This window comes from Mycobacterium sp. NGS58 (assembly GCF_059812385.1).
In genome coordinates, this window is sequence record NZ_JCALCO010000003.1 from 1 (window position 1) to 26,398 (window position 26,398).

General features: G+C 66.2%; 25 protein-coding genes and 2 pseudogenes. 7 read left to right on the forward strand and 20 right to left on the reverse strand.

The window, feature by feature from the left end; genetic code table 11:
• Together AC5Y4H_RS03635 and AC5Y4H_RS03640 are read right to left on the reverse strand one after the other, a co-directional pair.
• Window positions 1–222: pseudogene (locus AC5Y4H_RS03635) on the reverse strand (hypothetical protein); the annotation flags it as partial.
• Between the two features lie 120 nt (window positions 223–342).
• Window positions 343–1,014, reverse strand: a complete 672-nt coding sequence (locus tag AC5Y4H_RS03640) for a TetR/AcrR family transcriptional regulator (RefSeq protein ID WP_499978662.1) — start codon at window positions 1,012–1,014, stop codon at window positions 343–345.
• 178 nt (window positions 1,015–1,192) lie between these two features.
• Here AC5Y4H_RS03640 and AC5Y4H_RS03645 point away from each other — a divergent pair, with 178 nt between their 5' ends.
• Entirely contained in the window at window positions 1,193–2,959 is a 1,767-nt protein-coding gene (locus AC5Y4H_RS03645; RefSeq protein WP_499978664.1) for an N-acyl-D-amino-acid deacylase family protein, read from the forward strand.
• A 31-nt stretch (window positions 2,960–2,990) separates the two neighbouring features.
• On the opposite strand, the gene AC5Y4H_RS03650 is transcribed toward AC5Y4H_RS03645, so the two are convergent.
• Window positions 2,991–3,596, reverse strand: coding sequence for a TetR/AcrR family transcriptional regulator (locus AC5Y4H_RS03650; protein ID WP_499978665.1), 606 nt, complete (start codon window positions 3,594–3,596; stop codon window positions 2,991–2,993).
• 154 nt (window positions 3,597–3,750) lie between these two features.
• Between AC5Y4H_RS03650 and AC5Y4H_RS03655 the strand changes: the two genes are divergently transcribed.
• Entirely contained in the window at window positions 3,751–4,296 is a 546-nt protein-coding gene (locus AC5Y4H_RS03655) for a class I SAM-dependent methyltransferase (RefSeq protein WP_499978667.1), read from the forward strand.
• An 11-nt stretch (window positions 4,297–4,307) separates the two neighbouring features.
• Here AC5Y4H_RS03655 and AC5Y4H_RS03660 read toward each other — a convergent pair whose 3' ends face one another.
• From AC5Y4H_RS03660 to AC5Y4H_RS03675, 4 genes and pseudogenes are all read right to left on the reverse strand, one after another.
• Window positions 4,308–5,681 carry a DEAD/DEAH box helicase gene (locus tag AC5Y4H_RS03660; RefSeq protein ID WP_499978668.1) on the reverse strand — a complete coding sequence of 458 codons (1,374 nt, stop codon included), beginning with the start codon at window positions 5,679–5,681 and terminating at the stop codon, window positions 4,308–4,310.
• A 303-nt stretch (window positions 5,682–5,984) separates the two neighbouring features.
• Window positions 5,985–6,275 carry a thiocyanate hydrolase gene (locus AC5Y4H_RS03665; protein ID WP_499979138.1) on the reverse strand — a complete coding sequence of 97 codons (291 nt, stop codon included), beginning with the start codon at window positions 6,273–6,275 and terminating at the stop codon, window positions 5,985–5,987.
• 89 nt (window positions 6,276–6,364) lie between these two features.
• A pseudogene (locus tag AC5Y4H_RS03670) lies at window positions 6,365–6,866 on the reverse strand (nitrile hydratase subunit alpha).
• A complete protein-coding gene (locus AC5Y4H_RS03675) occupies window positions 6,863–7,723 on the reverse strand; it encodes an SH3-like domain-containing protein (RefSeq protein WP_499978670.1) in 861 nt (286 codons plus the stop codon). The pseudogene AC5Y4H_RS03670 and the gene AC5Y4H_RS03675 overlap by 4 nt, the downstream one beginning before the upstream one ends.
• Window positions 7,724–7,835: 112 nt before the next feature.
• On the opposite strand from AC5Y4H_RS03675, the gene AC5Y4H_RS03680 reads away from it, so the two are divergent.
• Window positions 7,836–8,669, forward strand: a complete 834-nt coding sequence (locus AC5Y4H_RS03680; protein WP_499978671.1) for an enoyl-CoA hydratase-related protein — start codon at window positions 7,836–7,838, stop codon at window positions 8,667–8,669.
• On the opposite strand, the gene AC5Y4H_RS03685 is transcribed toward AC5Y4H_RS03680, so the two are convergent.
• The 8 genes from AC5Y4H_RS03685 to AC5Y4H_RS03720 are packed head-to-tail and all read right to left on the reverse strand — an operon-like array spanning window position 8,666 to window position 17,321.
• Window positions 8,666–10,363: an FAD-binding protein gene (locus tag AC5Y4H_RS03685; RefSeq protein ID WP_499978672.1), complete on the reverse strand. Its 1,698-nt coding sequence runs from the start codon at window positions 10,361–10,363 to the stop codon at window positions 8,666–8,668. The genes AC5Y4H_RS03680 and AC5Y4H_RS03685 overlap by 4 nt on opposite strands.
• Window positions 10,360–11,748: an aromatic ring-hydroxylating oxygenase subunit alpha gene (locus AC5Y4H_RS03690; protein ID WP_499978673.1), complete on the reverse strand. Its 1,389-nt coding sequence runs from the start codon at window positions 11,746–11,748 to the stop codon at window positions 10,360–10,362. The genes AC5Y4H_RS03685 and AC5Y4H_RS03690 overlap by 4 nt, the downstream gene beginning before the upstream one ends.
• A 16-nt stretch (window positions 11,749–11,764) precedes the next feature.
• A complete protein-coding gene (locus AC5Y4H_RS03695) occupies window positions 11,765–13,297 on the reverse strand; it encodes an acyl-CoA synthetase (RefSeq protein WP_499978674.1) in 1,533 nt (510 codons plus the stop codon).
• 8 nt (window positions 13,298–13,305) lie between these two features.
• A complete protein-coding gene (locus AC5Y4H_RS03700) occupies window positions 13,306–14,178 on the reverse strand; it encodes an enoyl-CoA hydratase-related protein (protein WP_499978675.1) in 873 nt (290 codons plus the stop codon).
• Between the two features lie 5 nt (window positions 14,179–14,183).
• A complete protein-coding gene (locus tag AC5Y4H_RS03705) occupies window positions 14,184–14,432 on the reverse strand; it encodes a lipoyl domain-containing protein (protein WP_499978677.1) in 249 nt (82 codons plus the stop codon).
• Entirely contained in the window at window positions 14,425–15,423 is a 999-nt protein-coding gene (locus tag AC5Y4H_RS03710) for an alpha-ketoacid dehydrogenase subunit beta (protein ID WP_499978679.1), read from the reverse strand. Before AC5Y4H_RS03710 ends, AC5Y4H_RS03705 begins: the two co-directional genes overlap by 8 nt.
• A gap of 10 nt (window positions 15,424–15,433) precedes the next feature.
• Complete coding sequence (locus AC5Y4H_RS03715) at window positions 15,434–16,414, reverse strand: thiamine pyrophosphate-dependent dehydrogenase E1 component subunit alpha (protein ID WP_499978681.1); 981 nt, start codon at window positions 16,412–16,414, stop codon at window positions 15,434–15,436.
• A 43-nt stretch (window positions 16,415–16,457) separates the two neighbouring features.
• Entirely contained in the window at window positions 16,458–17,321 is an 864-nt protein-coding gene (locus AC5Y4H_RS03720; RefSeq protein ID WP_067913341.1) for a mycofactocin-coupled SDR family oxidoreductase, read from the reverse strand.
• A 260-nt stretch (window positions 17,322–17,581) separates the two neighbouring features.
• Here AC5Y4H_RS03720 and AC5Y4H_RS03725 point away from each other — a divergent pair, with 260 nt between their 5' ends.
• Window positions 17,582–18,838, forward strand: a complete 1,257-nt coding sequence (locus AC5Y4H_RS03725) for a CaiB/BaiF CoA transferase family protein (RefSeq protein ID WP_499978683.1) — start codon at window positions 17,582–17,584, stop codon at window positions 18,836–18,838.
• Between the two features lie 242 nt (window positions 18,839–19,080).
• Window positions 19,081–19,368, forward strand: coding sequence for an ANTAR domain-containing protein (locus AC5Y4H_RS03730; protein WP_499978685.1), 288 nt, complete (start codon window positions 19,081–19,083; stop codon window positions 19,366–19,368).
• A gap of 109 nt (window positions 19,369–19,477) precedes the next feature.
• On the opposite strand, the gene AC5Y4H_RS03735 is transcribed toward AC5Y4H_RS03730, so the two are convergent.
• Window positions 19,478–21,307 (reverse strand): DUF4407 domain-containing protein, encoded by a 1,830-nt coding sequence (locus AC5Y4H_RS03735; protein ID WP_499978686.1) that lies wholly within the window; start codon window positions 21,305–21,307, stop codon window positions 19,478–19,480.
• 228 nt (window positions 21,308–21,535) lie between these two features.
• Here AC5Y4H_RS03735 and AC5Y4H_RS03740 point away from each other — a divergent pair, with 228 nt between their 5' ends.
• Complete coding sequence (locus tag AC5Y4H_RS03740) at window positions 21,536–22,093, forward strand: hypothetical protein (protein ID WP_499978688.1); 558 nt, start codon at window positions 21,536–21,538, stop codon at window positions 22,091–22,093.
• An 80-nt stretch (window positions 22,094–22,173) separates the two neighbouring features.
• Complete coding sequence (locus tag AC5Y4H_RS03745; protein WP_499978690.1) at window positions 22,174–22,602, forward strand: type II toxin-antitoxin system Rv0910 family toxin; 429 nt, start codon at window positions 22,174–22,176, stop codon at window positions 22,600–22,602.
• 15 nt (window positions 22,603–22,617) lie between these two features.
• On the opposite strand, the gene AC5Y4H_RS03750 is transcribed toward AC5Y4H_RS03745, so the two are convergent.
• The 4 genes from AC5Y4H_RS03750 to AC5Y4H_RS03765 all read right to left on the reverse strand — a co-directional run bounded on the left by AC5Y4H_RS03750 (window position 22,618) and on the right by AC5Y4H_RS03765 (window position 26,392).
• Window positions 22,618–22,893, reverse strand: a complete 276-nt coding sequence (locus AC5Y4H_RS03750) for a LapA family protein (RefSeq protein WP_499978692.1) — start codon at window positions 22,891–22,893, stop codon at window positions 22,618–22,620.
• A 101-nt stretch (window positions 22,894–22,994) separates the two neighbouring features.
• Window positions 22,995–24,740 (reverse strand): molybdopterin-dependent oxidoreductase, encoded by a 1,746-nt coding sequence (locus AC5Y4H_RS03755; RefSeq protein ID WP_499979140.1) that lies wholly within the window; start codon window positions 24,738–24,740, stop codon window positions 22,995–22,997.
• 306 nt (window positions 24,741–25,046) lie between these two features.
• The gene (locus tag AC5Y4H_RS03760; RefSeq protein WP_499978694.1) at window positions 25,047–25,514 is read right to left on the reverse strand and encodes a nuclear transport factor 2 family protein; all 468 of its coding nucleotides are present in this window, start codon (window positions 25,512–25,514) and stop codon (window positions 25,047–25,049) included.
• Window positions 25,511–26,392, reverse strand: a complete 882-nt coding sequence (locus tag AC5Y4H_RS03765; protein WP_499978696.1) for an LLM class F420-dependent oxidoreductase — start codon at window positions 26,390–26,392, stop codon at window positions 25,511–25,513. Before AC5Y4H_RS03765 ends, AC5Y4H_RS03760 begins: the two co-directional genes overlap by 4 nt.
• Between the last annotated feature and the right edge of the window lie 6 nt (window positions 26,393–26,398).

Sequence of the window (26,398 nt, forward strand, 5' to 3'; positions counted from 1 at the left end):
GATGGTGCGCCGCAATTCGGCGCGCCTGTGGACGTCCTCGGGGGGCAGGCGATCGAGCAAGTCCATGTCCTGCCTGATCGCCTCCCGGTAATCCGGGCCTCTGAATTGCCCCGCCGCGACCGCGAGCAGCGCGCCACCGAAGATGGGTGCGCTGTTCAGCGCGACCTGTCCCAAACCGACCACGCCGAGGCCTCCTTCAATCGGTAGACAACGTCGGCCCATTAAGGATGGCTGGGCCGGGGGCACGGATCAATCGCTCTCCAGGCCGGACACGGCGCGCGGCCGGCCGGACACCATCACGGATATGTATGGTCAGGTTCCGCCCGTCCTGTCTTGGCCGGCTCAGGAGGCTTTCGAGGAACGCCGGCGTGTTCTCGGCGGCCCCGGGGCGCCCACCGCGTCCATCGCCCGGACCATCTGCGGATAGGCGATGGCCGGCCCGATCCAGCGGGTGAGGTAGCGGCGCAGATCGGCACCGCTGCGCGCCGGCCGGCCCGGGTCGGCCAGGAAGGAATGCAGAACTCGCAGCGAGAATTCGTTCAGCTCGTCCAGCCCGGCTTCGTCGAAACCGTAATGCTCCCAATCGATGTCGTAGCGATGGAGCATCGAACGACCGAACGCCAGCGCGGTATCGGAGATGATCGAGACTTTGTGGCCGCCGCGGTGGCGCTGGTTGAGCACGAATTCGACCTGGTTGTCCGCGGCAAGCTCTTCGATTGCGAAAGCCATTCCCTCGGTGATGGCCACCACCGGGTCGGTGACTCCCTGAAGGTGTGCCGCCATGCGATCGAGGAAACCGTCGGCCGACCGCATCGCCGAGGCCACCAACAGGGCCTGCGTTCCGGGGAAGTATCGATAGACGGTCTGCCGGGTCACCCCCAGGGCCCGCGCCACGTCCGCGATGCGCATAGCCGAGCCACGTTCGTCGATGATCTTGTCGGCGGCGTCGAGGATGCGCTCGATCGCCTCCGCATCGGATGACGGCGTATTACCTGACCAACCGTGACTGCGCATGATTAACGGGCGGCAAACCCGTAGTCGGTGAACCCCACAGCGGGATCATATCGTCTTCAGGACGCCATCGTTGCTGGCTAACCGCCGAGTCCCGCCTCGCTCGCGCGGCAAGACAAAATGCGTTTTATGTATGATCACCGCGGGTCCGGAGGCTCCGGCGCAACAGAGAGGCCGACCGATGCAGTACGACACCGTAATCACGAACGGACGCTGGTTCGACGGCACGGGTGGGCCGTCGGCTGTGCGGGACATCGGCATTCGTGACGGCCGCGTTGCCACCATCGCCACGGGGCCACTCGACACGACCGGCGCTCAGATCATCGACGCCACCGGCCAATGGGTGATCCCGGGCATCATCGACATCCACACCCACTACGACATCGAAACACTGTGTGAGCCGGCGCTTTCCGAATCGCTGCGACACGGGGTGACGACCGTCATGCTGGGCTCCTGCTCGCTGTCCACCGTGTACCTGGACAACGTCGACGCCGGCGACATCTTCGGCCGCGTCGAAGCGATTCCGCGGCGCTACGTCATCGAGCAGCTCAACGAAACCCGGTCATGGAACAGTCCCAAGGAGTACGTGGCCGCACTCGAACGGCTGAACCTCGGCCCCAACATTGCGGCGTTCATCGGTCACTCCGACATCCGCGCCGCGACGATGGGACTGGACCGGGCAACCCGCAAGGACACCCGCCCGTCGGCGGCCGAGCTGGCGCGAATGGAGTCGATGCTCGAAGACGCTCTCGACGAAGGCTTCGTCGGGCTGTCGTCGCAGCAACTGCTGTTCGACAAACTCGATGGCGAGGTGTGCCGCTCGCGCACCCTGCCATCGACCTACGCCAAGCCGCGCGAACTTCGGCGTTTGAACGCTATCCTGCGGCGGCGCAACAAGATCCTGCAGTCGGGGCCCGACATCAAGAACCCGTTGTCGATCATTTCTCAACTGGCCACGTCGCTGGGGGTGGGGCGCCGACGGTTGAAGACCAGCCTGCTGTCGGCCGCCGACGTCAAGTCGCTGCCGCCGGTCATTTACCTGATGGACTGGCTCGCCCGCCTGGTCAACGCGCTCGGTGCGGACTTCCGCTGGCAGCACCTGCCGGTGCCGTTCGAGGTCTACGCCGACGGCATTTCGCTGGTGATCTTCGAAGAGTTCGGCTCCGGCGCAGCGGCGCTGCATCTGCAGGATGAGATCGCCCGCAACGAGCTGATGCGCGACGAGGCCTACCGGCGGCAGTTCCGCAAGGACTACGACCAGAAATACGGGCCACGGGTGTGGCACCGCGACTTCTTCGACGCCGACATCGTGGCGTGCCCGGACGAATCCGTGATCGGGAAGTCCTTCGGGCAGGTGGGCTTGGATCGCGGCGGGCTGCATCCGGTCGACGCGTTCCTGGATCTGGTGCTCGAGCACGGCGACGAGTTGCGCTGGCGCACCACGATCTCCAACCACCGGCCCGAAATGCTCAGGCGGCTGGCGCAAAGCGCGGGCGTGCAGATGGGGTTCTCGGACGCGGGTGCGCACCTGCGCAACATGGCGTTCTACAACTCGGGCCTGCGCCTGCTGCGCCACGTGCGCGACGCCGAGAAGCAAGGCACGCCGTTCATGTCGATCGAGCGCGCCGTGCACCGGCTTACCGGGGAGCTCGGTGCGTGGTACGAGATCGACGCAGGCACGCTGCACGAGGGCGACCGCGCCGACATCGTCGTCATCAATCCGGACAAGCTCGACGAATCACTGGACCGCTACGCCGAAAATCCGGTGGAATCCTACGGCGGGCTGTCGCGGATGGTGAACCGCAACGACGACACCGTCACAGCGGTGCTGGTGTCGGGGAAGCTCGCCTTCGGCGCCGGCACGGCTGCGCGGGAGCTGGGCCGGCGGCGATTCGGTGAATTCCTCCGGGCGGGCAGCCCGGCGCGAAAGCTGGCCCGAACCGGTTAGCCGCACCTACTGGCTTGGCGGGCCGAAACGTTCATGCCGTCGACGCACCCAGGATGAGGTTGACCGCCTCGTCGAGCTGGCCGGAGATTTCGGCGAAGCTGATGAACCGGGCGGTCATCAGCGCACCGGAGAAGGTCATCTGCAACGTGGATTTCACGGCCCGGGGCCAACCGGGGCCGAGCGCGGCCCCGATCCGCTTGGTTACTTCTTCGCCGATCTGCTCCCGGAGCGGTGCGACCGCAGGATCGTCGGCCATCAGCGCGGCGCCGCAGGCGGCGGTCAGCTCCGGCTCGTCGGCGACCACGACCGCCATGTCCCGCAGGGTGGCGCTGACCCGGGTCTTGGTCGTGTCGTTGACGTCGGTGTGTAGCGGCAGCTCGCGCAGGAAACGCAGATACACCGCGGCGACGAGCGCACTCTTCGAGGGAAAGTAGGTGTAGGCGCTGGCAGGCGATACCCCGGCGCGAGTCGCGACCGCGCGCATCGTCAGGTTCGCGTATGAGGACTCCCGCAACTCCGCCAACCCGGCGTCGAGGACCTTGCGAATGGTCTGCCCGGGCCGGCGATCCGACCTGCGGGCCGAGTTCGCGGTGGCCGCTTTCCCGGCAACGACCGGCGACGACGCATCTCTAGACACTCGTCCAGTGTAGGAACGGGACTCGCCGCCAACAACATCCACTCAGCGCGGCCGGCTCGCCCTTTTGCTGGCCGTTTGGCAGCGCACGCTGTCCGTACAGATGTCTAGAACAAGACCGAATGCCACCGGCGCGGGCGGGTTCTAGAGTGGCGCCATGGGCGAGGCGGACCGGCATCGCTGGGACGAACGGTATGCGGCGAAGGGACCGCCACCGTTGAGTTCGGTTGCGCCGCCCCCCGTTTTTGCGGGCCACGCGGATCTGTTTCCCACGTCCGGAAGGGCGCTCGAGCTCGCCTGCGGACAGGGGACCGGCTCGGTCTGGCTGGCCGCACGCGGCCTGCAGGTGGTGGGTTTCGACGTCTCCCCGGTAGCCATCGGCCAGGCGCGAGAACTGGCCCAGCGCGCCGCGGTGGGTCACCGCTGTCGTTTCGAGGTCGTCGATTTCGATGGCGGTCTGCCGGCGGGGGCGCCGGTCGATGTCATCGTCTGCTGCAAGTTCCGGGACCCCCGCCTCGACCGGGCGATCATCGACCGCCTGGCGCCGGGCGGGCTGCTGGCGATCGCCGCGCTCAGCGAGGTCGGGGCCGGGGCCGGTGCCTTCCGCGCCGCGGCCGGCGAGCTGCCCGCAGCCTTCGCCGACCTGGAATTGATCGACGCTGACGAAGGCGGCGGTCAAGCATGGCTGCTGGCCCGGCGCTGAATCGCTCCGCCCTAGCCGGCACTTCCTTGCGCTCGGCTCGAGCGGCGACGGTCCGGCCGCCGCGCAGGCGTACCGCTGCGGTGAGACATCGCCGATTCGCTGGGTGCGGGATTGGTCTTCGGCGGCCTCCCGGACCGGCGACGCCGCTGCCCGTTGGTGTTGGTCCGATGCTGCTGGGGCGCGCCTGCGGCCAACCGGGCGGGTGCGGGGGCCTGGTATGGCGCCACCTCACCGACGAGCGCTTGCACCGCCTCGGATGCGGCGGTGACCTGCTGGGGGGCGACAGTGATGCCGGCCTTGCGCATCAGCACCTGGGTGTCGCGGCGCTGCTCGGGCAGCACCACGGTGACCACGTCGCCGGCGCTTCCCGCCCGGGCGGTGCGCCCGGACCGGTGCAGATAGGACTTGTGCTCACTGGGCGGGTCGATGTGCACGACGAGTTCGACCTCGTCGACGTGGACGCCACGCGCGGCGATGTCGGTTGCCACCAGCACCCGGGCGCCACCCGAGGCGAACATCGCGAGGTTGCGCTCACGCGCGGGCTGAGACAGGTTGCCGTGCAGGTCAACTGAGGGAACGCCCGATTCGGTCAGCTGCCTGGCGAGCTTGCGCGCTTGATGCTTGGTACGCATGAACAGAATCCGACGCCCGGTGCCGGATGCGAGCCGGTGCACGACCTCGTTCTTGGCTTGGGCATTGGCGACATGAAACACGTGATGGGTCATCTCGGACACCGGCGAGTTGGCCTCATCGACCGAGTGCAGCACCTCGTTTCGCAGGAACCGCTTGACGAGCTTGTCGACGCCGTTGTCCAGGGTCGCCGAAAAGAGCAGCCGCTGACCACCATTCGGAGTTGCGGCCAGGATTCGGGTGACGCCGGGCAGGAAGCCTAGATCGGCCATGTGGTCGGCTTCGTCGATGACGGTGACCTCGACCGCGTCGAGGCTGATCAACCGCTGCTTCATCAAGTCCTCGAGCCGGCCTGGGCAGGCCACCACGATGTCGACTCCGGACTTGAGGGCTGCGACCTGACGGCCTTGTGAAACGCCGCCGAAGATCGTGGTGATCGCCAAGCCGGAAGCGGTTGCCAGCGGCTCGAGCGTCGCTGTGATCTGCGTCGCCAATTCCCGGGTCGGCGCCAGCACCAGGCCCGATGGCCGCGAGGCCGGCCGGTTTCGCACCGACAGGCGGCTGACGAGCGGGATCGAGAAGGCCAGGGTCTTGCCGCTCCCGGTCTTTCCGCGACCGAGCACGTCCCGACCGGCGAGCGTGTCGGGCAGGGTCTCGACCTGAATCGGGAACGGGTCTGTAATGCCACGCTTGGCGAGCGCCTCCACCAGGTGGTGGCGCACGCCGAGGTCGGCGAAAGTCTTGCTGGTAGTCACTTTTCGGTGCCTTTCAGGCATCGGTGGTGCCGGGGGCGGAGACGTCATCGTCGAGCAGCCATCAGCACTTGAGTGGCGAGATTGCCGGTCGGCAAAATCGATCGCCGCGAGACAAGCTAGTGCGGATGCACGGATCATCTGGATTCAGTGCTCAGCGCGAACTCCGGCCGGCAAGAAGGGGATGAGAAAGCGTTCCACGACGGTGTTGGCGTTCAGTGTGGTGAGGCCAACGTTGTCGTCAGTCTAGCCTATTCGCGACGAACGGCGAAACAGGCGGTCGAAACAGGGGACTGCCCCGAAAGCTCAGGCGTCGCCGGCTTCCAGCCTGGTGCGGACGGCCGCCAGTCGCTCGGCCAACTCGGCCTCGGTGATGACGCCCCGCGCCACGAGCGAGTGCGCCAACGCCACCAGCCGATTCTCTGGATAGGGGAGGGACGCATAGACCGTTGCGGACAGGGAGTCCTCTTCGTTTCGCCGGTCGATGAAACTGAGCACCTCTGTGCCGCAACTGCTTTGGTCCAGGACATCGCACATGCCGTCAAGGCTCGTTTTCCACGGCGGCACCGGATTGTCGACCCCGTGTTTCGCCATCATCCGGCTCCAGACATGTTGGCGTTCAACGATTTCCGCCAATGGCGCGATCCTGGGATTCTCTGAACTGCTCACCCGTCTGCCCCCGGGGTTCAGCTGTCGACCGGATGGATGGCCGGCCGGGTTTCGGTGATCACGTTCGCCGTCACCCCAGCTTTAGGGAGCGCGACACCGATCAGGCAATCGCGAGTGACGATTTCGACCAGCTGGTCCTCGGTCCAGCCCTGGGTCCCTTCCGGACGCACCGGCATCACCATGAAGCGGTGTTTCTGGTTGGAATCCTCCACCCGGATCTCGACGTCCTCGGGAAGAATCAGGCCGAATTCCGCGAGCACCTGGCGCGGCCAGCGCACGATGCGGCGGCGATAGTTGGGCGTGCGGTACCACTCCGGTGAGTTGCCCAGGATCGGGCGCGGGTAGCAGGAGCACAAGGTACACACGATGACGTGGTGCAGGGTGGGCGTGTCCACCAGAACGTGGAAGGCGGTGAAGTCGCTGACAATTCACGAAGGGCGATCTCAAGGACCTCGAAGTCGGTGACTCGTCCACCATCGGTGCGGCGGTCCGGTCGTGGTCGTGGTCGTGGGCGGTCATGCCGATGGCCCCTCGGAATGAACGGCACGCTCGAGCCATCGCTCGGGTATCTCGGTTTGCAGCGTGTCGTTGGGGGGGCCGGTGTAGCCGTGCCAGAGCTCGGACTGGTTGAACCGAACGATGTAGAACCACTCGGGTTTCTGATCCGGGCCCGCCCACGTCTCGTCTTCGGCGGCGGGGCTTTCATATGTGACGACGGCAATCTCACCTACTGCGCCCCGAACGTATTCCTGGGTGCGGGTATAGAGAAGGATGGGCAGGTCCTTCACGACGACCTTGTCGCCGACGCGGAACTTCGGCTCGCCGGCCTGCCCGGCAAATATCTGCGGATCACCTTTGCCGACGGCGTGGATGTGGTGTTCGTTGCGTTTGACCTTGGCAGGATCGCCTTCGAATCTGGGTTCGGCCCGCAACGGCTTTCCCGCCAGCCCGTCCTCATACCGTGCCTTCACCTGGGCCATTCGCTCGGCCAATTCGCTCAGGCCGATGTGGTGTTTTTCGACGAGGACGCGCACCACGGCGAGCAACCACCGCCCGTAATAGGGAAGGCCGAGATAGATGGTGCGGCCGAGGTCGACGTTGCCCATCCGGCGGCGTTCCTCGGACAGCCAGATCCCGCGCCAGCCGAGCACCTCGCACATGATGTAGGTGTTCTCTTCCCAGATCTCGTACTGCTTGTTCTCGTATTCGGCGGGAGCGTCCGGTTCTCCGCCGACATCGTGTGGGGTCTTGACGTACGCGTTGAACCGTTCGTGGTCAATGAGATCCGGTGTGGGGGCGTCCGGGAGTTCGGGGTAGGAGGATTGCAGCCGGGCCACCAGGTCCAGCTGTGCCGCCCGGTCCGACGCAGTCGTCATCACAGCTCCATTCCGGCTGATCCAGCGCTTCCATACACTTCACTCCAACCGCTGACATTGCGCAACCGCAAAGCGAATTCGGAGAATGGCGGTCTCCGGTAGTGTCACCAGGATGGAGCGCCGTGTCCTGGAAGCGGTCATTTATGAACGCGAACCGCCGATTGCGCGGATCATCCTGAACCGGGTGGACAAGGCCAACACCAAGGACGCCGTCCTGGTCACCGAGGTCGACGACTGCCTGCACGAGGCCGACCGGGACAAGGACATCAAGGTCGTGATTCTCAAGGCGAACGGCAAGGGATTCTGCGGCGGCCATGTGGCGCGCTGGGGCCCGGACGAGAACCCGTACCCGGATTTCGGGAGCACGTTCGAGGACCTCTACAAAGGCACCGCCGATTTGTTCCTGTGGCCGACGCTATATCTGTGGGAATTCCCCAAGCCGACCATCTCGCAGATCCATGGATATTGCATGGGCGGCGGGATCTATCTCGGCTTGCTGACCGACTTCTGCGTTGCCTCCGAGGACGCGTATTTCCAGATGCCACTTGCCCAAAGCCTCGGCGAACCCGGCGGGCACACGATGATCGAGCCGTGGCTGTTGATGAATTGGCATCGCACCATGGACTGGCTGCTGCTGGCGCCGACGCTGTCCGCGCAGCAGGCCCTCGAGTGGGGGCTGCTCAACCGGGTGGTTCCACGCGACGACCTCGAGGACACCGTCGAGGAGATGGCGCGCAAGATCGCCCAAATCCCGTTGACCACACTGATGGCGGTCAAGAACAACGTGAAACGCGCGTGGGAATTGATGGGCATGCGGGTCCATCTCCAGGTCAGCCACATCCTGACCAACATGGTGGGTGCCGCGTCCGATGTGCAGGCGCGGCGCACCGAGCTGATGCAGTCGGGCATGAAGCCGCGTGACTTCGTCGACCGCGACGAGTCCTAGCGAGTCCGCTCGCCGGCGATCTTGCGGCCGGCTGCGTGCCGCGCCGCGACGTAGCCGAACACCATGGTGTATGCGATGCTCCCGCCCGCGCCCAAATAGTTTCGGCCCATCACCGTCGCCGTGATGTTGCCCGTCGCATACAACCCGTCGATCACGCAGTCGTCCTCGTCGAGCACCTGCGCGTGTTCGTTGGTGATCACGCCTCCGCACGTCCCGACATCGGCGGGTAGCACCCTGGTTGCGTAGTACGGTGGCCGCTCGAGCGGCCCCAACGCGGCGTTCGGGCGGTAGCCGGGATCACCCAGGCAGTCGTTGTACGCCGACTGGCCGCGGCCGAAATCGGGGTCGAGGCCCTTGACCGCAAACCCGTTGAACCGCTTGACCGTTTGTTCGAGCGCGTCGGCCGGGACATCGATCTGGCGTGCGAGATCGGCGATGGTCGCACCGCGCAGGACCGCGCCCCGCTCTATCAGCTCCTCGGGCAGGCTGCGCTTCTTGAACGGGTTGGCGCCCGAGACGTATCGGCGGATGTAACCCTCGTCGAAGACCATCCAGCAGGGCACCGCCTTATTGGCGTACATGGCCTTGCCGACCTCCACGTAGGAATTCGACTCGTTGCAGAATCTCTTGCCCGCCCCGTCGACGTAAATGGCACCCGGCCGCTGCCGCCCGCTGCCGAGCGCCCTCGCGGCATCACCGCCGTCGGCGATGAAAATGGAGGGCAGCCACCAAGCCTCGTCCAGCAGGTCGGTCTTCGCGCCCAGCCGCATGGCGGTCTGAAGCACCTCGCCGGTGTCGCCGGCATTGGCGATCGACCAACGCGCCTCGTTGGGCTGGTCGCCGCTGTAGCGGCGGCGCATGTCCGCATTGCGGCTGAAGCCACCCGCCGCGAGCAGTACGCCCTTGCGCGCCTCGACATTGCGCGTGGCGCCGCCGTGGGAGACGCGCGCGCCGACGACACGGCCGTCCTCGACGATCAGATCGAGCATGGCCGCGTCAGTCCAGATCGGCGGGTCACCGCGCAGGTCGATCAGCACCTTCAGCATCTGGCCGATGAGTGAGGCTCCGTTGGTGAGCATCTCGCGACGGCGCAGCCGCGCCGCCCTGGTCCGCGCGAACACCCGCATCGCCACGGCGAAGGCGCGCGGCGATCGGTTGAAGTACTGCACCGAGCGCAACTCGTTCGTCTTGAGGACGAACCCGCCGTAGCTCTTGGCCATGGACGGCTGCACCTTGTCGCGCCAGTCTCCCAGCGCCGCCGCGTCATAGGGAACGCATTCGATGGCACGACCGGACTCGTTGCCGCCCTTGTGGTTCGGGTAGTAGTCGCTCCAGCCGGGGCACCGCACGAAGCGGACGCCCTTGCGGATCAGGAAGTTGACCATTTCGTAGCCCGCGGTCAGGAACGTCTCCCGGCGCGCAGGTGAGGACGCGGCCCCGATGTCGCCGACGACGTCGTCGAAGTACGCCAGGCCGTCCTCATGCGAGTCCGCGATTCCGTCGGCGCGCATCAACGGGTTGTTCGGCAGCCACACCATGCCACCGGAAAGCCCCGTGGAACCGCCCACCAGCGACTGCTTTTCGAGCACCAGCGGCTCGATGCCGGAGTCGAGCGCAGCCAAGGCCGCGGCCATGCCGCCCCCGCCGCTGCCCGCGATGAGCAGGTCGACGGAGTGGTCCCACTGGGTGCTCATCGTGCCGCCCTGCCGGCGGCCCCGAATGCCGAAGTGAAGCCGAGATCCACCATCGGCACGTCGATGGTGGTGTTGGTCTTCTGGATGGCGGGTACCAGCGTGTCGTACGGCAGTCCGGCGAGGAAGCCGTCGATGACGCGTTCGAAGTTCGAGATCAGCCCCTCGATTCTGCTGGACAACCTCATGTATTCAAAACCCTTCGAGTGCAGTCCTTTTTGTTGCTTGGGCAGATTGGAGAAGTCCTGCGCGGGAATCGGCGGCCAACGTGGGTCGTCGGGCGCCATCGGAACCGGCGGCGTCGGCTTGGGCGTGGTGCGGTCGGGTGGGATGCGGGTGAGTGACCAGATCTCGAAGAGGGTTTCCTCCGCCCCCAGCGGCCGGATCCGGTAGGACGACGCGCTGCTGTACTGCGGCAGCACAAAGTAATGCGGGAAGCAGAAGTTGATGGCCTCGGTGATGCCTCGCCGTGCCAGGTCGTTGAGGTCGGGGATGTCGCAGCCCCTGGCTCGATGCCAGTGCACGATGGCGTCGTTGAGGGTGCTGCGCCAGACCGCCATCGCCTCGGCCGGATCCGACGGCAACTCCATGTCCTGCAGGCCTTCGGCGATGCGGACGTCATTCTCGTGCGTCATGCCGGCCATGCCCTCGCCGAGCGCGCGCATGAAATACACATTGGTCTGCGCCAGGCCCGGTGGCTTGGCGGTAGTCGGCATGCTGGAAGGCAGCAGCTGCGGGTGGGTCTGCGGCACGTGATAGCCCTCCATGAAGGCGGCCGTCGCCAGCTTCCAGTTCACCGGCAGCCGGCACGACTGCCACCACTCGACGCGCAGTGACTCCACCTTCCATGCGTCGTAGATCGATGCGAACGGCTCGAAGCAGTCGCGCAACGGCGGTGCGTTATCGTCGAGGTTGATCCATGCGCACCCGCCCCAGACCTCGCATCGCACCGAGACGAGGCGCAGATCCTCGGGGCTCAGGTTGTGCTCGTCAAACTCCTCGGGCCTCAACACAAACGTGTTACGCCCATCCATGCCCCAGCACCAGCCATGGAAGGGGCACACGAAGGTGCGCCGATTCCCGTTGCCCTCCACCAACTTCACCCCGCGGTGGCGGCACGCATTGTGGTAGGCGCGCACGGTCTCGGCGTCCAACCGGACCACGATGACGGAATCGTCGATAATCTCGTACTCGACATAGTCGCCCGGCTTGGGGATTTCCTCGAGGCGGCAAGCCATCTGCCACACCCGCGGCCAGAGCAGTTCATTTTCGAGCGCGTAGAACTCCGGGTCGTAGTACCGCTGCTTGGGAATCCGATCGGCGGTCTGGACCGCCCACGGCACCGGAAGCGGGGTCCAGTTCACGTCGTTGTTGTTGGTGGTCACCATGCTTCGATTCCCTTTTTCATAGGATTCGCGACGCCCGTCCCTGCCAGTAACGGTCGCGGATGCGCCTCTTGTACAGCTTTCCGTTTGGGTCCCGCGGGAGCTCGCGGTCGAATTCGACCGTGCGGGGGCACTTGTAGCCGGCCAGGTGGGCCCGGCAATATTCGAGCAGTTCGGCCTCGAGCCCGGGTCCGGGCTCCACGCCGTCGGCCGGCTGCACGACGGCCTTGACCTCCTCGCCGAACTCGTCGTTGGGCACCCCGAATACCGCCGCGTCAATCAGCTTCGGATGCATGACGAGCAGATTCTCCGCCTCTTGCGGGTAGATGTTCACCCCGCCGGAGACGATCGTGAACGTCGACCGGTCGGTGAGATACAGGTACCCGTCACGGTCGACATAGCCCATGTCGCCGAGCGATCGCCACCCCCGGTCGTTGTACACCGATGCGGTCTTGGCGGGATCCTTGAAGTATTCGAAGTCGGGCCCACCTTCGAAATAGAGCTCGCCGGATCCGCCGACGGGAAGTTCTTGCCCGTCTTCGCCGAGCACGTGAACGGGGGCCATCGGAATCCCCACGGAGCCGGGATGCGCGAGCCAATCCTGCGGACCGATCGTGGTCCCCGCGAAACCCTCGGTGCCGCCGTAATATTCGTGAATAATGGGCCCGAACCAGTCCATCATCCCGTGCTTGACATCGACCGGGCAGGGTGCGGCCGCGTGAATGACGCACTGCAAGCTGGACACGTCATAGCGTTCGCGGACCGCCGCGGGCAACTTGAGCATGCGCACGAACATCGTCGGGACGAACTGCGCGTGGGTCACCCGGTGGGTCTCGATCAGCCGCAACACCGCCTCGGCGTCGAACTTGCGCATGAGGATCGACGCCGCGCCCACCCGGTTGGCCGCCATGGTGTAGTTCACCCCCGCCGCGTGATACAGCGGCGCGGGCGACAGGTACACGCTCGAGGAGCTCATGCCGTATTTGTGGATGAGCGCCATCTCGAGCACCGACTGTGCCCAGGATCCGTTGCCGTCGACCGGCAGCGGCCGCCGCACCGCCTTGGGCCGCCCGGTGGTGCCGGATGAATAGAGCATCTCCGACCCGTCCGAAACCGGTGGGGCCGCGCCGGCCGCCGCCAGCGCGTCCTCATATGACCGCCAGCTGGCCAGGAAATCCCCGATCGCGATGTGGGCGACCACGCCGGCGTTGGCGTTGTGGATGTGCGCTGCCAGGCCGGGCATCGAGGCGTCGACGAAGACCGCCTTGGCGTCCGAGTCGTCGATGACGTAGCTGACCTCCTCGGGCAGGAAGTGGGTGTTGACCGCGGTGTAGTAGAGGCCGGAAAGCTGAGCACCCCAAGTGATTTCGAAGAATTCCGGCCGGTTCGGCAGCACCAGTGCCACGCCGTCGCCGCGGCGCAGGCCCGCCTCGTGCAATACGGCGGCCACCCGCCGGCTCCGGGCATACAGTTCGCCGAACGAGATCGTGCCGCCGTCGGTGACCAGGGCCGACGACTGTGCGGCTGCGATCGCGTGATCGGCGATGTTCACCAGCAGCCCTAAGTTGTTGCGGCGCCGTCGGTCTGGGCGGCGGCCGCGGCCTGTCGCCGGGCGTGCTCGGACGGCAGCACCTTGTCCTTGAACACGGTCTGGATCAGCTGCTGCACGTCCTTGCTGATCGAGGCGAGCGCGACGAGGTCGTTGGAGCTCTGCCAGTGCACCCGCATGCCCATCAGTTCCCAGGCGCGTTTGAGGTTGGCCTTGGTGAGCATCAGGGTCGTCAACGGCGCCTGCGCGATGTGGCGAGCGATCGCGTCGACGCGGTCGTCGAGCTGGTCTCGCGCAACGACCTCGTTGACGAGGCCGACGTCGAGCGCCTTCTTGGCGTCGATCACCTCCGCGGTGAACAGGTAGTAGGCGGCGCGGCGCCAGTTCATGAACACCCAGGGCTCGATGGAACATTCACCGGACGGCATGCCGAACCCCTGCAGCGGCGGGTAGGAGAAGTAGGCGTCCTCGGAGGCGATGACGATGTCGGTGGTAAGGCCCATGTGGGTGCCACCGCCCACGCAGTAGCCGTGCACCTGCGAGATGGTGGGCTTGGAGAATTCCCACAGGTTCAGGGTTGGCTTGACGAAGAGGTCCGACTGCGCCTTCCACGGGTGGCCCGTGACCATGGCGTTTTCCACGAACGACGGGTAGTCGACGGCGTTGTTGCCGATCGCGTGCCCGGAGCAGAAGCCCTTGCCGTTGGCCTTGAGTACCAACACCTTGATGTCATAGTCGCGGTCCGCATCCAGCAGCGCCGCATCGACCTCTTCGGCCAGCTTCTGGTCCTGGGCGTTGGCCTTCTCCGGCCAGTTGAGCGTGATGCGGGCGATCGGGCCCACTTTTTCGTAGATGATTCTCTCGCGGGTCTCGTTGAGATCCATAGGGCTTACCCTTCCTCGTTGAGCGTTATGACGCCGATTTCGGCGCCGATGTCATAGGTTGTCCCGACCTGACCCGTCCAGCGCACGGTGCCAGATGCCCCCGCTTCGACTTCCTGTTCCACCTTCTCGGTGGCGATCACGTAGATCGGCGTGCCCGCTTCGACGCGCTCACCGGCATCGACGAGCAACCCGGTGAGTTCGGCCTCGGACACGGCCACCGACACCCGGGGGATGCGAATGATGAACTCAGCCATGCGCATTCGCCTTTTCCAGAGTGCGCTCGGCCGCCTCGACGATGCGTGCCGGCGACGGATACACCTGGGCTTCGAGCGCGGCGGCGGCCGGGTTGGGCACGAACCGAGTGGCGACCCGCTCGATGGGCGCGGCGAGTTCGCCGAACAGCTCGGTCCCGAGGATCGCCGCGATTTCGGCTCCCGGGCCGCCGAATTGGACCGCATCGTGCACGATGACGGCCCTGCGAGTGCGCCCGACGGACGCGATCAGGGTCTCGACGTCCAGCGGCACCAGGGTGCGCAAGTCGATGATCTCGGCGTTGACTCCGTGCTCGGCCAGGGTCGCCGCCGCGGCGAGCGCGTCGTGCACGCAACGGCCATAGCAGATCAGGCTCACGTCGGTGCCGGACCGCTTGATATCGGCCTGGCCCAACGGGATCGAGAACCCGGGATCTAGCGGCACCGGCCCCTTCTTGCTTTGCAACCGGATTGTTTCGATGAACAGGCAGGGATCCGGGTCGAATATCGCCGCCGACAGCAGTCCCTTGCCGTCGCGCGGGGTGGACGGCACGATCACCTTCATCCCGGGGATGTGCAGGAACCACGCCTCCAGGCTTTGCGAATGCGTCGCACCGGTGGCCAGCCCGGCGTACACCTGAGTGCGGACGGTGATCGGCGCCGAGGTGCGCCCGGCCGTCATGAACCTGAGCTTGGCGGCGTTGTTGATCAGCTGGTCGGCGGCGATGCCGATGAAATCCATGATCATGATCTCGGCGACGGGCAGCAGACCGTCGATCGCGGCCCCGACGGCCGCGCCCAGGATCGCGGCCTCCGAGATCGGTGTGTCGAGGACGCGCTGGTGCCCGTACTTGGTGGACAGCCCCGCGGTCGGACCGGACGCGCCGGGATCGGCAATGTCCTCACCGAGCAAGAAGACCCGCTCGTCCGCCGCGAGCGCCTGATCGAGCGCGAGGTTCAGCGCCTCGCGCATCGTCATCTCTTTTTCGTCCATCGCCGAATCCTCAGACCGGGAACCGGATCGGAGCTGCGTACACGTCCCGGTCGAGTTCGTCCGCCGTCGGCGGATCCGCGCTCATCACCGCCTGCAGGGCGGCTTCCACCGTGGCCGCCGCCTCGCCTTCGATGCGGGCGAGTTCGTCCTCATCGCAGGTGCCGGCGTCGGCAAGGTGGCGGCGAAAGCGGGGCACCGGATCGGCAGCCAGCGCCGCTTCGAGTTGTTCGGCGGGTATGTAGGGCATCCGGTCCCCGAAATAGTGGCCGCGGAAGCGGAAGGTCACGCACTCGATGAAGGTGGGACCTTCGCCGCCGCGGGCCCGCTGCAGCGCCGCGTCGAGGGCGGCTTTCACCGCCACGGGATCGTTGCCGTCGACGCGTACACCCGGCATTCCGTATCCGGCGGCCCGGTCGGCCACCTGCTCGAGCTTCATGGTGTCGCCGGTCGGGGTCATCTCGGCGTACTGGTTGTTCTGGCAGACGAACACCATGGGCAGGTCCCAGAGCGCGGCCATGTTGGCCGCTTCGTGGAAGGAGCCGGTGTTGGTGGCGCCGTCACCGAAGCTGACCACCGTGACTCGGTCGAGCCCCTTGCGCCTGGCGGCCATCGCCAGTCCTACGGCCACCGGCGGCCCGGCCCCGACGATGCCGGTCGATAGCATCACGCCCACCTCGGGTTTGGCGATGTGCATAGTGCCGCCTTTGCCCCGGCTCGCGCCGATCGTCCGGCCCATCATTTCGCCGTAGATCTCCTCGAGCGGCACTCCCTTGCCGACGAGGTCGTGCAATCCGCGATAGGTGGTCACCAGCTGATCGTCGGGCCGCAGCGCCACACCCATCGCGGCGGCGATCGCCTCCTGACCGCGCGACGGCCAGTACACGCACATGAACTCCCCGGTGCCGATCCCCTTGGATAGCCGGTCGTCGGCCGCCTTCATCAGCACCATGAGCGCGTAGAGGCGCCGTTGCGTGGAGGGGTCGTCGGTCATCGCGTAATCCCGTTGCGGTGCAGTTGGATTGGTGACACCGCCGTCACGCGCCCGACCACGGCTTGACCTTGAGGAAGCCGCCGCCGTCCACCCGGAGTTGCTGTCCGGTAATATAGCGGGCGGCGTCGGATGCGAGGAACAACACCGCCTCGCTGATGTCCTCGGGCTCGACGTAGGGGATGGGCATCGCCTGCACGAACGGGAAGATCGGTTCGGCGTCCTCGCGGGTCGGCTCCTTCAGGTCGGGCCGGAAGGCCCGGTACATCGGCGGGCTGTGCAACATGTCGGTGTTGACATTGGTCGGGTGCACCGCGTTCATCCGGATGGAGAACGGAGCGAGCGCCAGGGCGAAGTCGTTGACGTAGTGCGCGGCAGCCAGTTTCGCGAAGGCATAGCCGGCTCCGCCGGGGCCGCCGTCGATGCCGGTCGTGTTCATCGACGACATGAAGGCCGCGTTGGACCCGATGACGACGATCGACGCGCCGGCCTGCAAGTGTTTGAGGCTGGCATGGACGAGGTTGAGCACGCCGACCAGGTCCACGTCCACCGCATCGGCGAAGGCCTTCGGTGGCAGGCCCGCGGTCAGCGGGCAGATGCCCGCGTTGGCCACCACGACGTCGAGGTGCCCGAATTCGGCGACACCCTCGTCGATGGCCGCGGCAAGGGCGACGCGGTCACGAACATCGGCGATCGCGGTGAAGGCCCGCTGTCCCTCCTTCTCCACCAGCCGTGCCGTTTCATCGAGGTCCTCGGGGCGCGCCAGGGGATACTCGTTGGTGTCGATGTCGGTGCAGAGGTCCACGGCAATGATGTCCGCACCTTCGGCGGCCAGCATTCGCGCATGTGAACGGCCCTGACCGCGCGCGGCACCACTGATCACGGCCACCTTGCCGGTTACCCTGCCCATCGCCCGTCCTTCGTCCGTGTATAGGAATCACGACCCACGTTGCGCCGCAACGTCACTCGTTGGCACCGCTCGTGCTGGCGTGGGAAGGAATCGACTTCTCGCCCGCCCGCGCCGCAGTACGACGCACCTGTCACCGCGGCTGGCACCGGAATGAGACCCTCGGTCGGCTCCATCGCATCTCTTCCACCAAAAACTGCGCTGACCTGCAGATGGGCTATCACTACGCCCAAGACTAGCTAGAATATCTAAAATAGCAAGGAATGGACACGACGAGGGGATTGACGATGTCTGACGTGCACGGCGGTGTCCTTCGAGGGGTGCGGGTGATCGAACTGGCCTCGTGGACCTATGTGCCCTCCGCGGGCGCCGTGTTGTCGGACTGGGGCGCCGACGTCATCAAGGTGGAGGGCGTCAGCGCGGGCGATCCCGGACGCGCGCTGGTCGTGGGTGGCTTCACCCGTCAGGCGGCCCGCCCGGACGCCGACTTCATCCTGGAGCTGGGCAACCGCGGCAAGCGCAGCATCGCCATCGACATCAAGTCGGAAACGGGCCGCGAGCTGTTCGGCCGGCTGTTGGCCAGTGCCGATGTGTTCTTGACCAATTGGCTGCCGGGTGCCCTCGAACGCGCCCGGCTGACAGTTGAGGACATCCGCTCGTTCAACCCGAAGATCATCATCGCGCGCGGCACCGGCCTGGGGGTCCGCGGGCCCGATCGCGATCGCGGCGGATTCGATGCCACGACGTATCTGGCTCGCGGCGGGGTCGCCTATACGCTCACGCCATTCGGCAGCGAGAACCCCGCGGTCCAGGGGCCCGGCTTCGGTGACTTGCAGGGCGGGGCGACGCTGGCGGGCGGGGTTTGTGCCGCGTTGTTCCACCGGGAACGCACCGGCGAACCCGTCATCGTCGACTCTTCGCTGCTGGCACAGGCGATGTGGTCGATAGCGCCGTCCATTTCGGCGGCCGACTTCTTCGATATCGACGGTATCCCGGGCGCACCGCCGGGGCTGGCCATCAACCCGCTGGTGAATCGGTACAAGACCAAAGACGGCCGGTGGATCCAGCTGGTGTTCCTGCAGCCCGACAAATTCTGGGCGGGCTTCTGCCGGCGCATGGGACTGGCCGAACTGGCCGACGATGAGCGATTCGTCCCGTCGGCCAACCTGATCGCCAACGCGGCCGCCGCGACCGAGCTGCTGGCCAATACCTTTGCCCGTCACGACCTCGCACACTGGCAGGCGGTGCTCGCGGACGAGCCGGGCGTGTGGGGTGCGCTGGCGACCCCACGCGAAACGCTCAACGACCCGCAGGTCGAACCCAACGGATACGTCGTGACCAATGTCGACGACCAAGGTGAGAAGTACCGAATCGTCGCCGCGCCAGTGCAATTCAACGAGACGCCACCGTCTCCCGCGCGCGCCCCGGAGCACGGACAGCACACCGAAGAGATCCTGCTGGAACTCGACATCGACTGGGATGACATCGCCGAGGCCAAGGCGACCAACGCCATTCTCTGATTGCGCTGCTTTGCAGCCCTTTTCGATACCATGTGTCGCGAATTCTTTGATGAGCAACCGATTCCGAAACGGTAACGGCCGCGTCTCAATGTCAATGGTGCACTGGCACAACGCGACGGATCCGCAAATCATTGCACAGGGCGCCTTTTGGGGATTGCGGCCGCAACGAAGCGTACCGCACGAATTCCTGCCGCTATGCGAGTAGCGGTTCCGCAAGGGCGCAGCAGGAGGTATCACACAGCATGACGTCGAACTGGGTCCCCGCCCAAACTTCTTGTGGGCCGAATTCCGGTCGGATTCTCGACACCGCCCGGGGCATTCTCATCGGCCTTCGCCGGTGTCCTTCCGACGCCGCTTTGGACGAATTGCACAGCGCGGCGATACGGCACAAAGTACCGGTATTCGCCATGGCCTGGGCACTCGTCCACCTGGCGGGCGACGGCGAGAAGACTCCCAGCTTCGTCGACGCGCAGTCCGCAGCCCGCCACGAGTGGGGTGCGCTGTTCACATCCGCCGCCCTGACCTGCTGAGGGCGCCAAGACGTTGGGGCGGCCGAGCTTCGAGGGGTTGCCCGGCCGCTTCCAACTACGACGATGTCAACCCGACAGCAAAGCGCTTCCGATGTCGAATAACGACAGGCTATTTCGGCGGCGGCAGCTGGCGCGGGCCGTCCGGCGGATCCAATTCGGGTGGCCCGTCCCGCTTCGTCAGCGAACGCCGAGAGCCGCGGTCGGCGGATTCCACCGACAGCCGTCCCGCATCATGTCCGGACCGCCGCGGCAAGGGCGAATGGAAATCCCGACCCGCCACCGGCCGACGTGCTCGACCGCCGGGTTCCTGCCGCGACGAGGCGACGAATTCCGTTTTTGCCGAGCCGGTTTGAGCGTTGGGGGGCAGCCCAGATAACTCGGTGTCCGAGGCCTCGGAGTTGACCGCCAACTTGCGGCTCCGCTTCAGCGTGAATGTGATCTCTTCCGTCTCTTCCAGGACGCCTTCGAACACCTGGCGCGCGCTGCGCAGCGGCTGGGTGGTCGTATCGATCACCTTCGCCACGAACGGCGGCACCAGCGGGCGAATCCAGCGGGCCGCTGCCCTGGTGGCGTCCGGGATCGACGGGATCGACGGTGCATTCCGCTCTTCGTGGGCCTCGACCTCGCCGGCCTGCGGCAGGGGCGCGGGCAGGTTCTCCGGCGCCTCGGAGGTCTGGGCAGTGCCTGCGGCCGGTTCCGGGGCGGGCAGTTGGGTGATCGCCAGGCTGGCCGCCTCGGCTTCGGCGGCGATCGGCAGATACACGTCGTCGTCGGCCGGCTCGAAGGCGCGGTGCGATGGCGCGTGCACCGCGGGGCCCAAAGCCTCGGAAACCCGGCGGCGCTGCTGCTCGCGGTCGATCTCGGTCTGCGCCGCAATGGCAAGCCGAGCCTGCGTCAGTTGGTGTTCGGCCCAGAGGATTTCGGCCTCGCGGCGCACCTCGGCGCGCTTGACGGCGATGGCGGTGTCCGCATCGAGTTCGGCGCGTTCACGCTGGGCGCGCGAGGAGGCACGGCGATCGTGGGTAGTCTCACCGCGCCACAAACCCAGGATCAGTGGCGTCACGTAGAGCAGCATGCACAGCGCGATCGTCAGCAGCCGCAGGGTCATTGCCCCGGCATCGGCGGAGGCGAGGTCGTTCATCGCGACCCACCGTGCGCCCAGGCCACGGCCCGCGTCCGCCACGGCCCCGCTCCGTGCGTTGCGCAGAGCCAGCTCTTCACGGGAAATCGCGGCATCCAGGTCCGGCGCGCGGCTGTCCCGCGCCGCCAGCGCGGTGTCCAATTCGTGCTGAGCATCCGCGAGAAGCTCGTTGGCCGTGCGCGTCTCCGGCCCGGCGCCGGGATCACCGGTGATCCGGGTCTGGGGGCAGCCAGGCGTGGGACGGTATTCGCAGCGGGCGACGACCAAGGCCTTGTCCTGGCGGTCGCGGGCCTGCGCGACCGCGCTGTCGAGCCCGGCGCGGGCAGCCTTGGATTGCTGCAGCGACGCCGACGCTTGCGCGACCGCGGGGGCCGATTCGGCGTTGCGCACCGCTCGTTCGTCGAGACGATGGTCGATCGAGCTGGACAGTATGACCAGTGCCGCCAGTTCGCCGACGACGACGCCCACCGCCGCCGCCACAGCGGCGCGGCCCACGACACCTGGGCGGCTGCGTTTGAGCCCCGGGATGGTGCCGCGGACGACAGCGCCGACGAGCAGGCCGAAGACTCCGGTGAGCGGCACGACGGCCGGCAGCGGCCAGCGAGCCGACTCGCTGACCGCCAGGATCGCGACCAGCCACGCCAACACCGCGCCCGCCAACACGACGGCGCCGGCGACCGCGTGAGTGGACCGTTCGTGACGCTCACCCAGCTCGCGCCGGTGTCCGCCACCGAGCCAGATGAGGACCTCCGACACCTGGGCCAGGCCCGTGCGCGGTTCAGTTACTTCCTGGGGCATGAGACTCCAAACACCTCCACCATCAAGCCTTGCAGGCGATCGCCCTGCGCATCGAATCGAAGCCCCCCGCCTGTGATGCGCTTCACAAACTCCGCGGAATCGATGCATGTTGCCGGGGGATCGACCGCCGGGTTTGCCAGCCCTGGACGAGGGGATCTGACGCGTGATTAGTGCGACGCGAACAGATCAGCGACTGTTCCGGCAGGCGACATGAGACGGTATAAGCCTATGACGAATCACGATTATGTCACCTACGAAGAGTTTGGCCGCAGGTTCTTCGAGGTCGCCGTCACTCCGGAGCGGGTCGCTGCCGCGTTCGCCGACATCGCCGGCAGCGAGTTCGCCATGGAGCCGATAGCCCAGGGACCGGGCCGAATCGCCAAAGTCAGTGCCAACGTCCAAATCCAGGAGCCCCGCGTGACGCGCCGGCTGGGCGACAGCATCACCTTCGTCATTCACATCCCGCTCTCGATCGACCTGCTGGTCGACCTATGGCTGGACAAGCAGCGTTTCAAGGTCTCCGGGGATATTCAATTGCGCGCGACCGCGCGAGCGGCCGAACCGCTGTTGCTGATCGTCGACGTCGCCAAACCGCGGCCTTCCGACATCACCGTCAACGTTTCGTCCAAGTCAATCCGTGGCGAGGTGCTGCGAATCCTGGCCGGTGTCGACGGTGAGATCCGGCGCTTCATCGCGCAATACGTCGCCGCCGAGATCGATGCGCCCCAATCGCAGGCGGCGCAGATCATCGACGTGTCCCAGCAGCTGGAGAAGGCCTGGCCCTGAGCGGGCGGCCCACGAATACGTGCGGCGGCGTCGGGGTACCCAGCCATGGTTGTGCGTTCTGATCGCCAGGGAGGAAGACGTTGGCTCGCGTAGATGTCTCGGTGTCGTCGCAGGTGGAACCGGAAGCGGCTTGGAAGCTGGCGTCCGACCTGGATCGATTCGATGAGTGGATGACAATTTTCGCCGGGTGGCGGGGGCCGGTGCCCGACACGATCGAGGAGGGCACGTGCGTCTCGTCGTGCGTCAAGGTCAAGGGTTTCCGCAACGTCATCCACTGGAAGGTCACCCGATACGACGAGCCCAAAGCGATTGAGCTGCAAGGGCGCGGGCGTGGCGGTATCCGCCTCACGGTGGCGATGACCGTGACCGATGATCATCCCGGATCGACGTTCCACCTCACCGCCGACCTCGGTGGCGGGTTACTCAGTGGACCGGTCGGGGCGCTGGTCGCCCGGGTTCTGCGCTCCGATGTGCAGAAGTCCGTCAACAACCTCGCGGCGCTGCGATAGCCGCTCCACGCTGCGCTATCGGACCCGCCGGCCGAGCACCCACTCCCGTTCGGCGTCGCGGATGCGCCTGCCGTCCATCGCAAGCCAGGACAGGCCGGCCCCGAAAGCAAGCATGGCGATGATCGCGGAAACGACGCCCGCGCCGGCCTCGCCGAGGGCGAAATTGACTACGCACACCGCGAACGCCAGTGCGGCCGCCGCGACCACGAGGAGCCCGGGCGGCCGCGCCGCAACCGACCTGTGCGCATACCGATCAGCGGTCCGACCGTGGTCGACAGGGCTGTGCCTCACGGGCGTCTCCTCTGCTGTCACATCGTTTCGACCGATGTGTTGGAGCTACCCGAAAGGCCGTTCGGACAAACGACTTCGCGGCGGTAACGCGGCTCGCGCTGTTAGAGCGTTTGGTGCCGCCCGAAGTACTTGTGGTCTTCGCTGTAGCCGCCATAACCGCTGCCGATGTCGTGGTAGTCGGCAACGAACTCGATGCCTTTGATCCACTTCACCAGCTTGAAGCCGTGCTGCAATTCATTGCGCAGCCGCAGCGGTCGGCCGTGCATGTAGGGCAGCTGCTGGTCGTTCATGTTGTAGGCCAGCATCGTCATGTGGTGGTCCATCTGACCGATGTGGTGGGCGTTGTAATAGATGCCGCCCGTGGCGCCCAGACCCATCGAGTAGAAGACCGCCCATTTCGCTTCGGGAAGCGGTTTGACGATGTCCATGATCGTCTTCATCTGCACGCCACCCCATTTGGCGACGCCTGACCACGCCTGGATGCAGAAGTGCTGGCTGATCTGCTCGTGGTAGGGCAGCGCCATCAAATCCTCGAGCGAGAATTCCATCGGGTGCTCGACCAGACCGTAGACCCGCAGCCGCCAGTCCTTGAAGTCGTCGCGCTCGAGCTCTTTGTATTCGACGGTCTCCGGCAGGCGTCCGTTGCGCCAGTGGTGCGGCGAGATGTCCTTTTCGGTGAAGGCACCGGGCTTGGGGTCCAGCTGCTCGAGCATCCGCTGGAAGGGACCCACCAGCGCATAGCCGACCCGCTGCACCACGCGGGGGTGCTTGATGGTGAACGGGGTGGCCCATACCCAGGCGACAGCCGTCACCACCATGGCCGCCGCGAAGATCCAAAAGCCCATCCAACCGTTGTCGTCGCGGGCGGCGAACATGTGGTTGAGGTTCTTCAGCGCGCTGGTCGCGAACACCAGCGTGACGTGCACGATGATGAAGAACAAGAAATAGACCAGCACCAGGAAGTGCAGCGACCGCGCGTGCTGAATGCTCAGCCGCTTGCTGAGCCAGTGGACGCGCTGCGACAGTGCGGGCGACATTCCCAGACCGGTGATCAGCGCGGCCGGCGCGGCGATGAACACGGTGGTGAAGTACGCCAACACCTGCATGCCGTTGTAGGCGACCCAGCCGTTGTCGGCCGGCCAGTGCTCTACGGATAGGTACTGAATCGCCACCGAAAGCGCATTGGGGAACACGTCCCAGCTGGTCGGCACGATGTGCCGCCATTGCCCGGTGACGAACAACAGAACGTAGAAGACCAGGCCGTTGAGCAGCCACAGCACGTCCATGCCCAGATGCCACCAGCGGGCCAGCCCGATGGAGTGCCGGAAACCGGGCAGCCCCAGTTGGGGCGGCAGGGCGACGGTGTCGGCGTTGGCGGTCCACAGCTCGTCGTCCGGCACCGGGGGCCCTACGCGCAGCCACTCGTCCTTCCCAGGGGTGGCGTTGCGGCTGAAGTAAAGCCGCGGGTGATCACAGAGGATCTGGATGCCGGTCCTGATGATGAACATCATCATGAACAGGTTGAAAAAGTGCGTCCAGCCCAGCCAGGCCGGGACGCCGGGCACCTTCGCGGGGATATCGGCGCCGGGATAACGGTGAATGAATTCCTGCACCGACGGCATGTTGTACAGGCCCTTGCCGATGGCCACCGCCGCGACCAGGAGGGCGAAGCCGATGGGGATGAGCCACAGCAGGTTGAACCACTTGTCGCGGCCAACTCGGAGCTTGGGTGCGGTGGCCCGCCTCGTGAGATCGAAGCCGCCACCGTAGTGCTCCACATCGATGATGTCTTCGGCGGTGTGTATCTCGTTGCGGTAGTCCGGATTGGACGTCAGCGGGGTGCCCACTCCCAGCGTCGATACCGAGCCGTGCTGCGCTGCTCGCCCTCCACCGGTCTCCGCGGAATCAACGGTGTTCGTCACGCGGCCGAAATTACACGAACGCGCCTGGATTAATTGGAGTCGATCGGGAACGAAAGCGATGGTCCGGGCGCCCATCCGGGCCGGAATGTTTGTGGAGCGCGCTGAGGGCGCCAAATCCGGCCGGTTGTCGGCAGCGTTAGCCGCACCTACCCCGAGAAAGCCGCAATTTGCTCCGCACATACGAACGGGTGGGTTTTGCTGTGAGTGTGCGCACAATTTACTGCCAACACGCTAGCCAGGGTCATGCGGCAGCAGCCGGCGCACTGGGCGCGTCTCGATCGCGTTGACCGTCAATGCCCTGCGGCTGATCCGCCAGCCCACGTCGGTCAGCAGATACTCGTCGTCGTAGCGCAGGTGCCATGCCACGTCCACCAACTCACCGTCGCGCTCGTTCCAGTGGTGCGCGACGGCCGCGATCCGCCCGCGGGCGGTGCCGGGTTGCGCGGCGTCGTACACCTCACCGATGATCGCGTGCTCGGTGCGGGCGACCGCGGCCACGGCCGCCACCGCGGCGGTGATGGCTCGCCGGCCGCGATACGACTGGATCGGCCGCAGATCGGCCGGCGGCGCGGGCGCCACCAGCTCGGCATCGTCGTTGAAAAGCCCTGCAACAGAGGTGAATTCGCGGTCATCGACGTAAGCGGCATACCGGTGCACCAGGTCGCTCAGCGCCGCCCGCAGTTCGGCCGGAAGCGTCATGAGCCCAAGGACAGCCGCTGAGCGCACGCCGACAGCAGGTCCTTCGCGTGCTCGATATCGGTGGCCGGCGGCATGGCCAGCACCAGACGGTCGGCACCCTGATCGACGAGCGCCGCCGCGCGCTCGGCATCGATCTTGTTGACCGCGTGGCCCAATGACACCTCGAGCGCCGCCGGATCACGGCCCGCCGCCGACGCCTCCTCACGCATGAGCGCGATCAGCGACGCGAGCTTGGGCCCCGTCACGCCCAGCGGCTGAAAGCCGTCGCCAAGGCGCCCGGCGCGGCGCGCGGCGGCCCGGCTGTGTCCACCGATGTGAATCGGAAGGCGTTCCGCCGCAATCGGTTTCGGGTAACACATGACGTTCTCAAAGTCGAAGAACTCGCCTGTGAAGGACGCGCCATCGGACCGCCGCGCCCACAATTCCCGCATGACGGCCAGCTGCTCATCCGCGCGCCGGCCCCGGCTCTCGAAGTCCACATCACAGGCGGCCAGCTCCTCCTTGAGCCAGCCCACACCCACACACAGGCGCAGTCGGCCGCCCGACAGGACATCGAGGGTGGCTGCCCGTTTGGCCAGCACCACAGGGTGGTGGTTGGGCAGGACCAGCACGCCGGTGGCCAGCCCCAGGCGGCTGGTGTGGCCGGCCAGAAACGCAAGCAGGTCAAGCGGATCCGGGATGGGGCAGTCCGGCGCCAGTCCGACGCGACCCGAATTGTCGTAGGGATAGACGCTGTCGTAGCGGGTGAGCAACACGGTGTGCTCGACAGCGACGATCGATTCGAACCCGCACTCTTCGAGGTGGCGCGCGAAGGCCACCATCCAGTCGGGGTCCGCGGTGACACCGTCGCCGACCGGGGCCACGACTGAGACCTTCATGGTTTT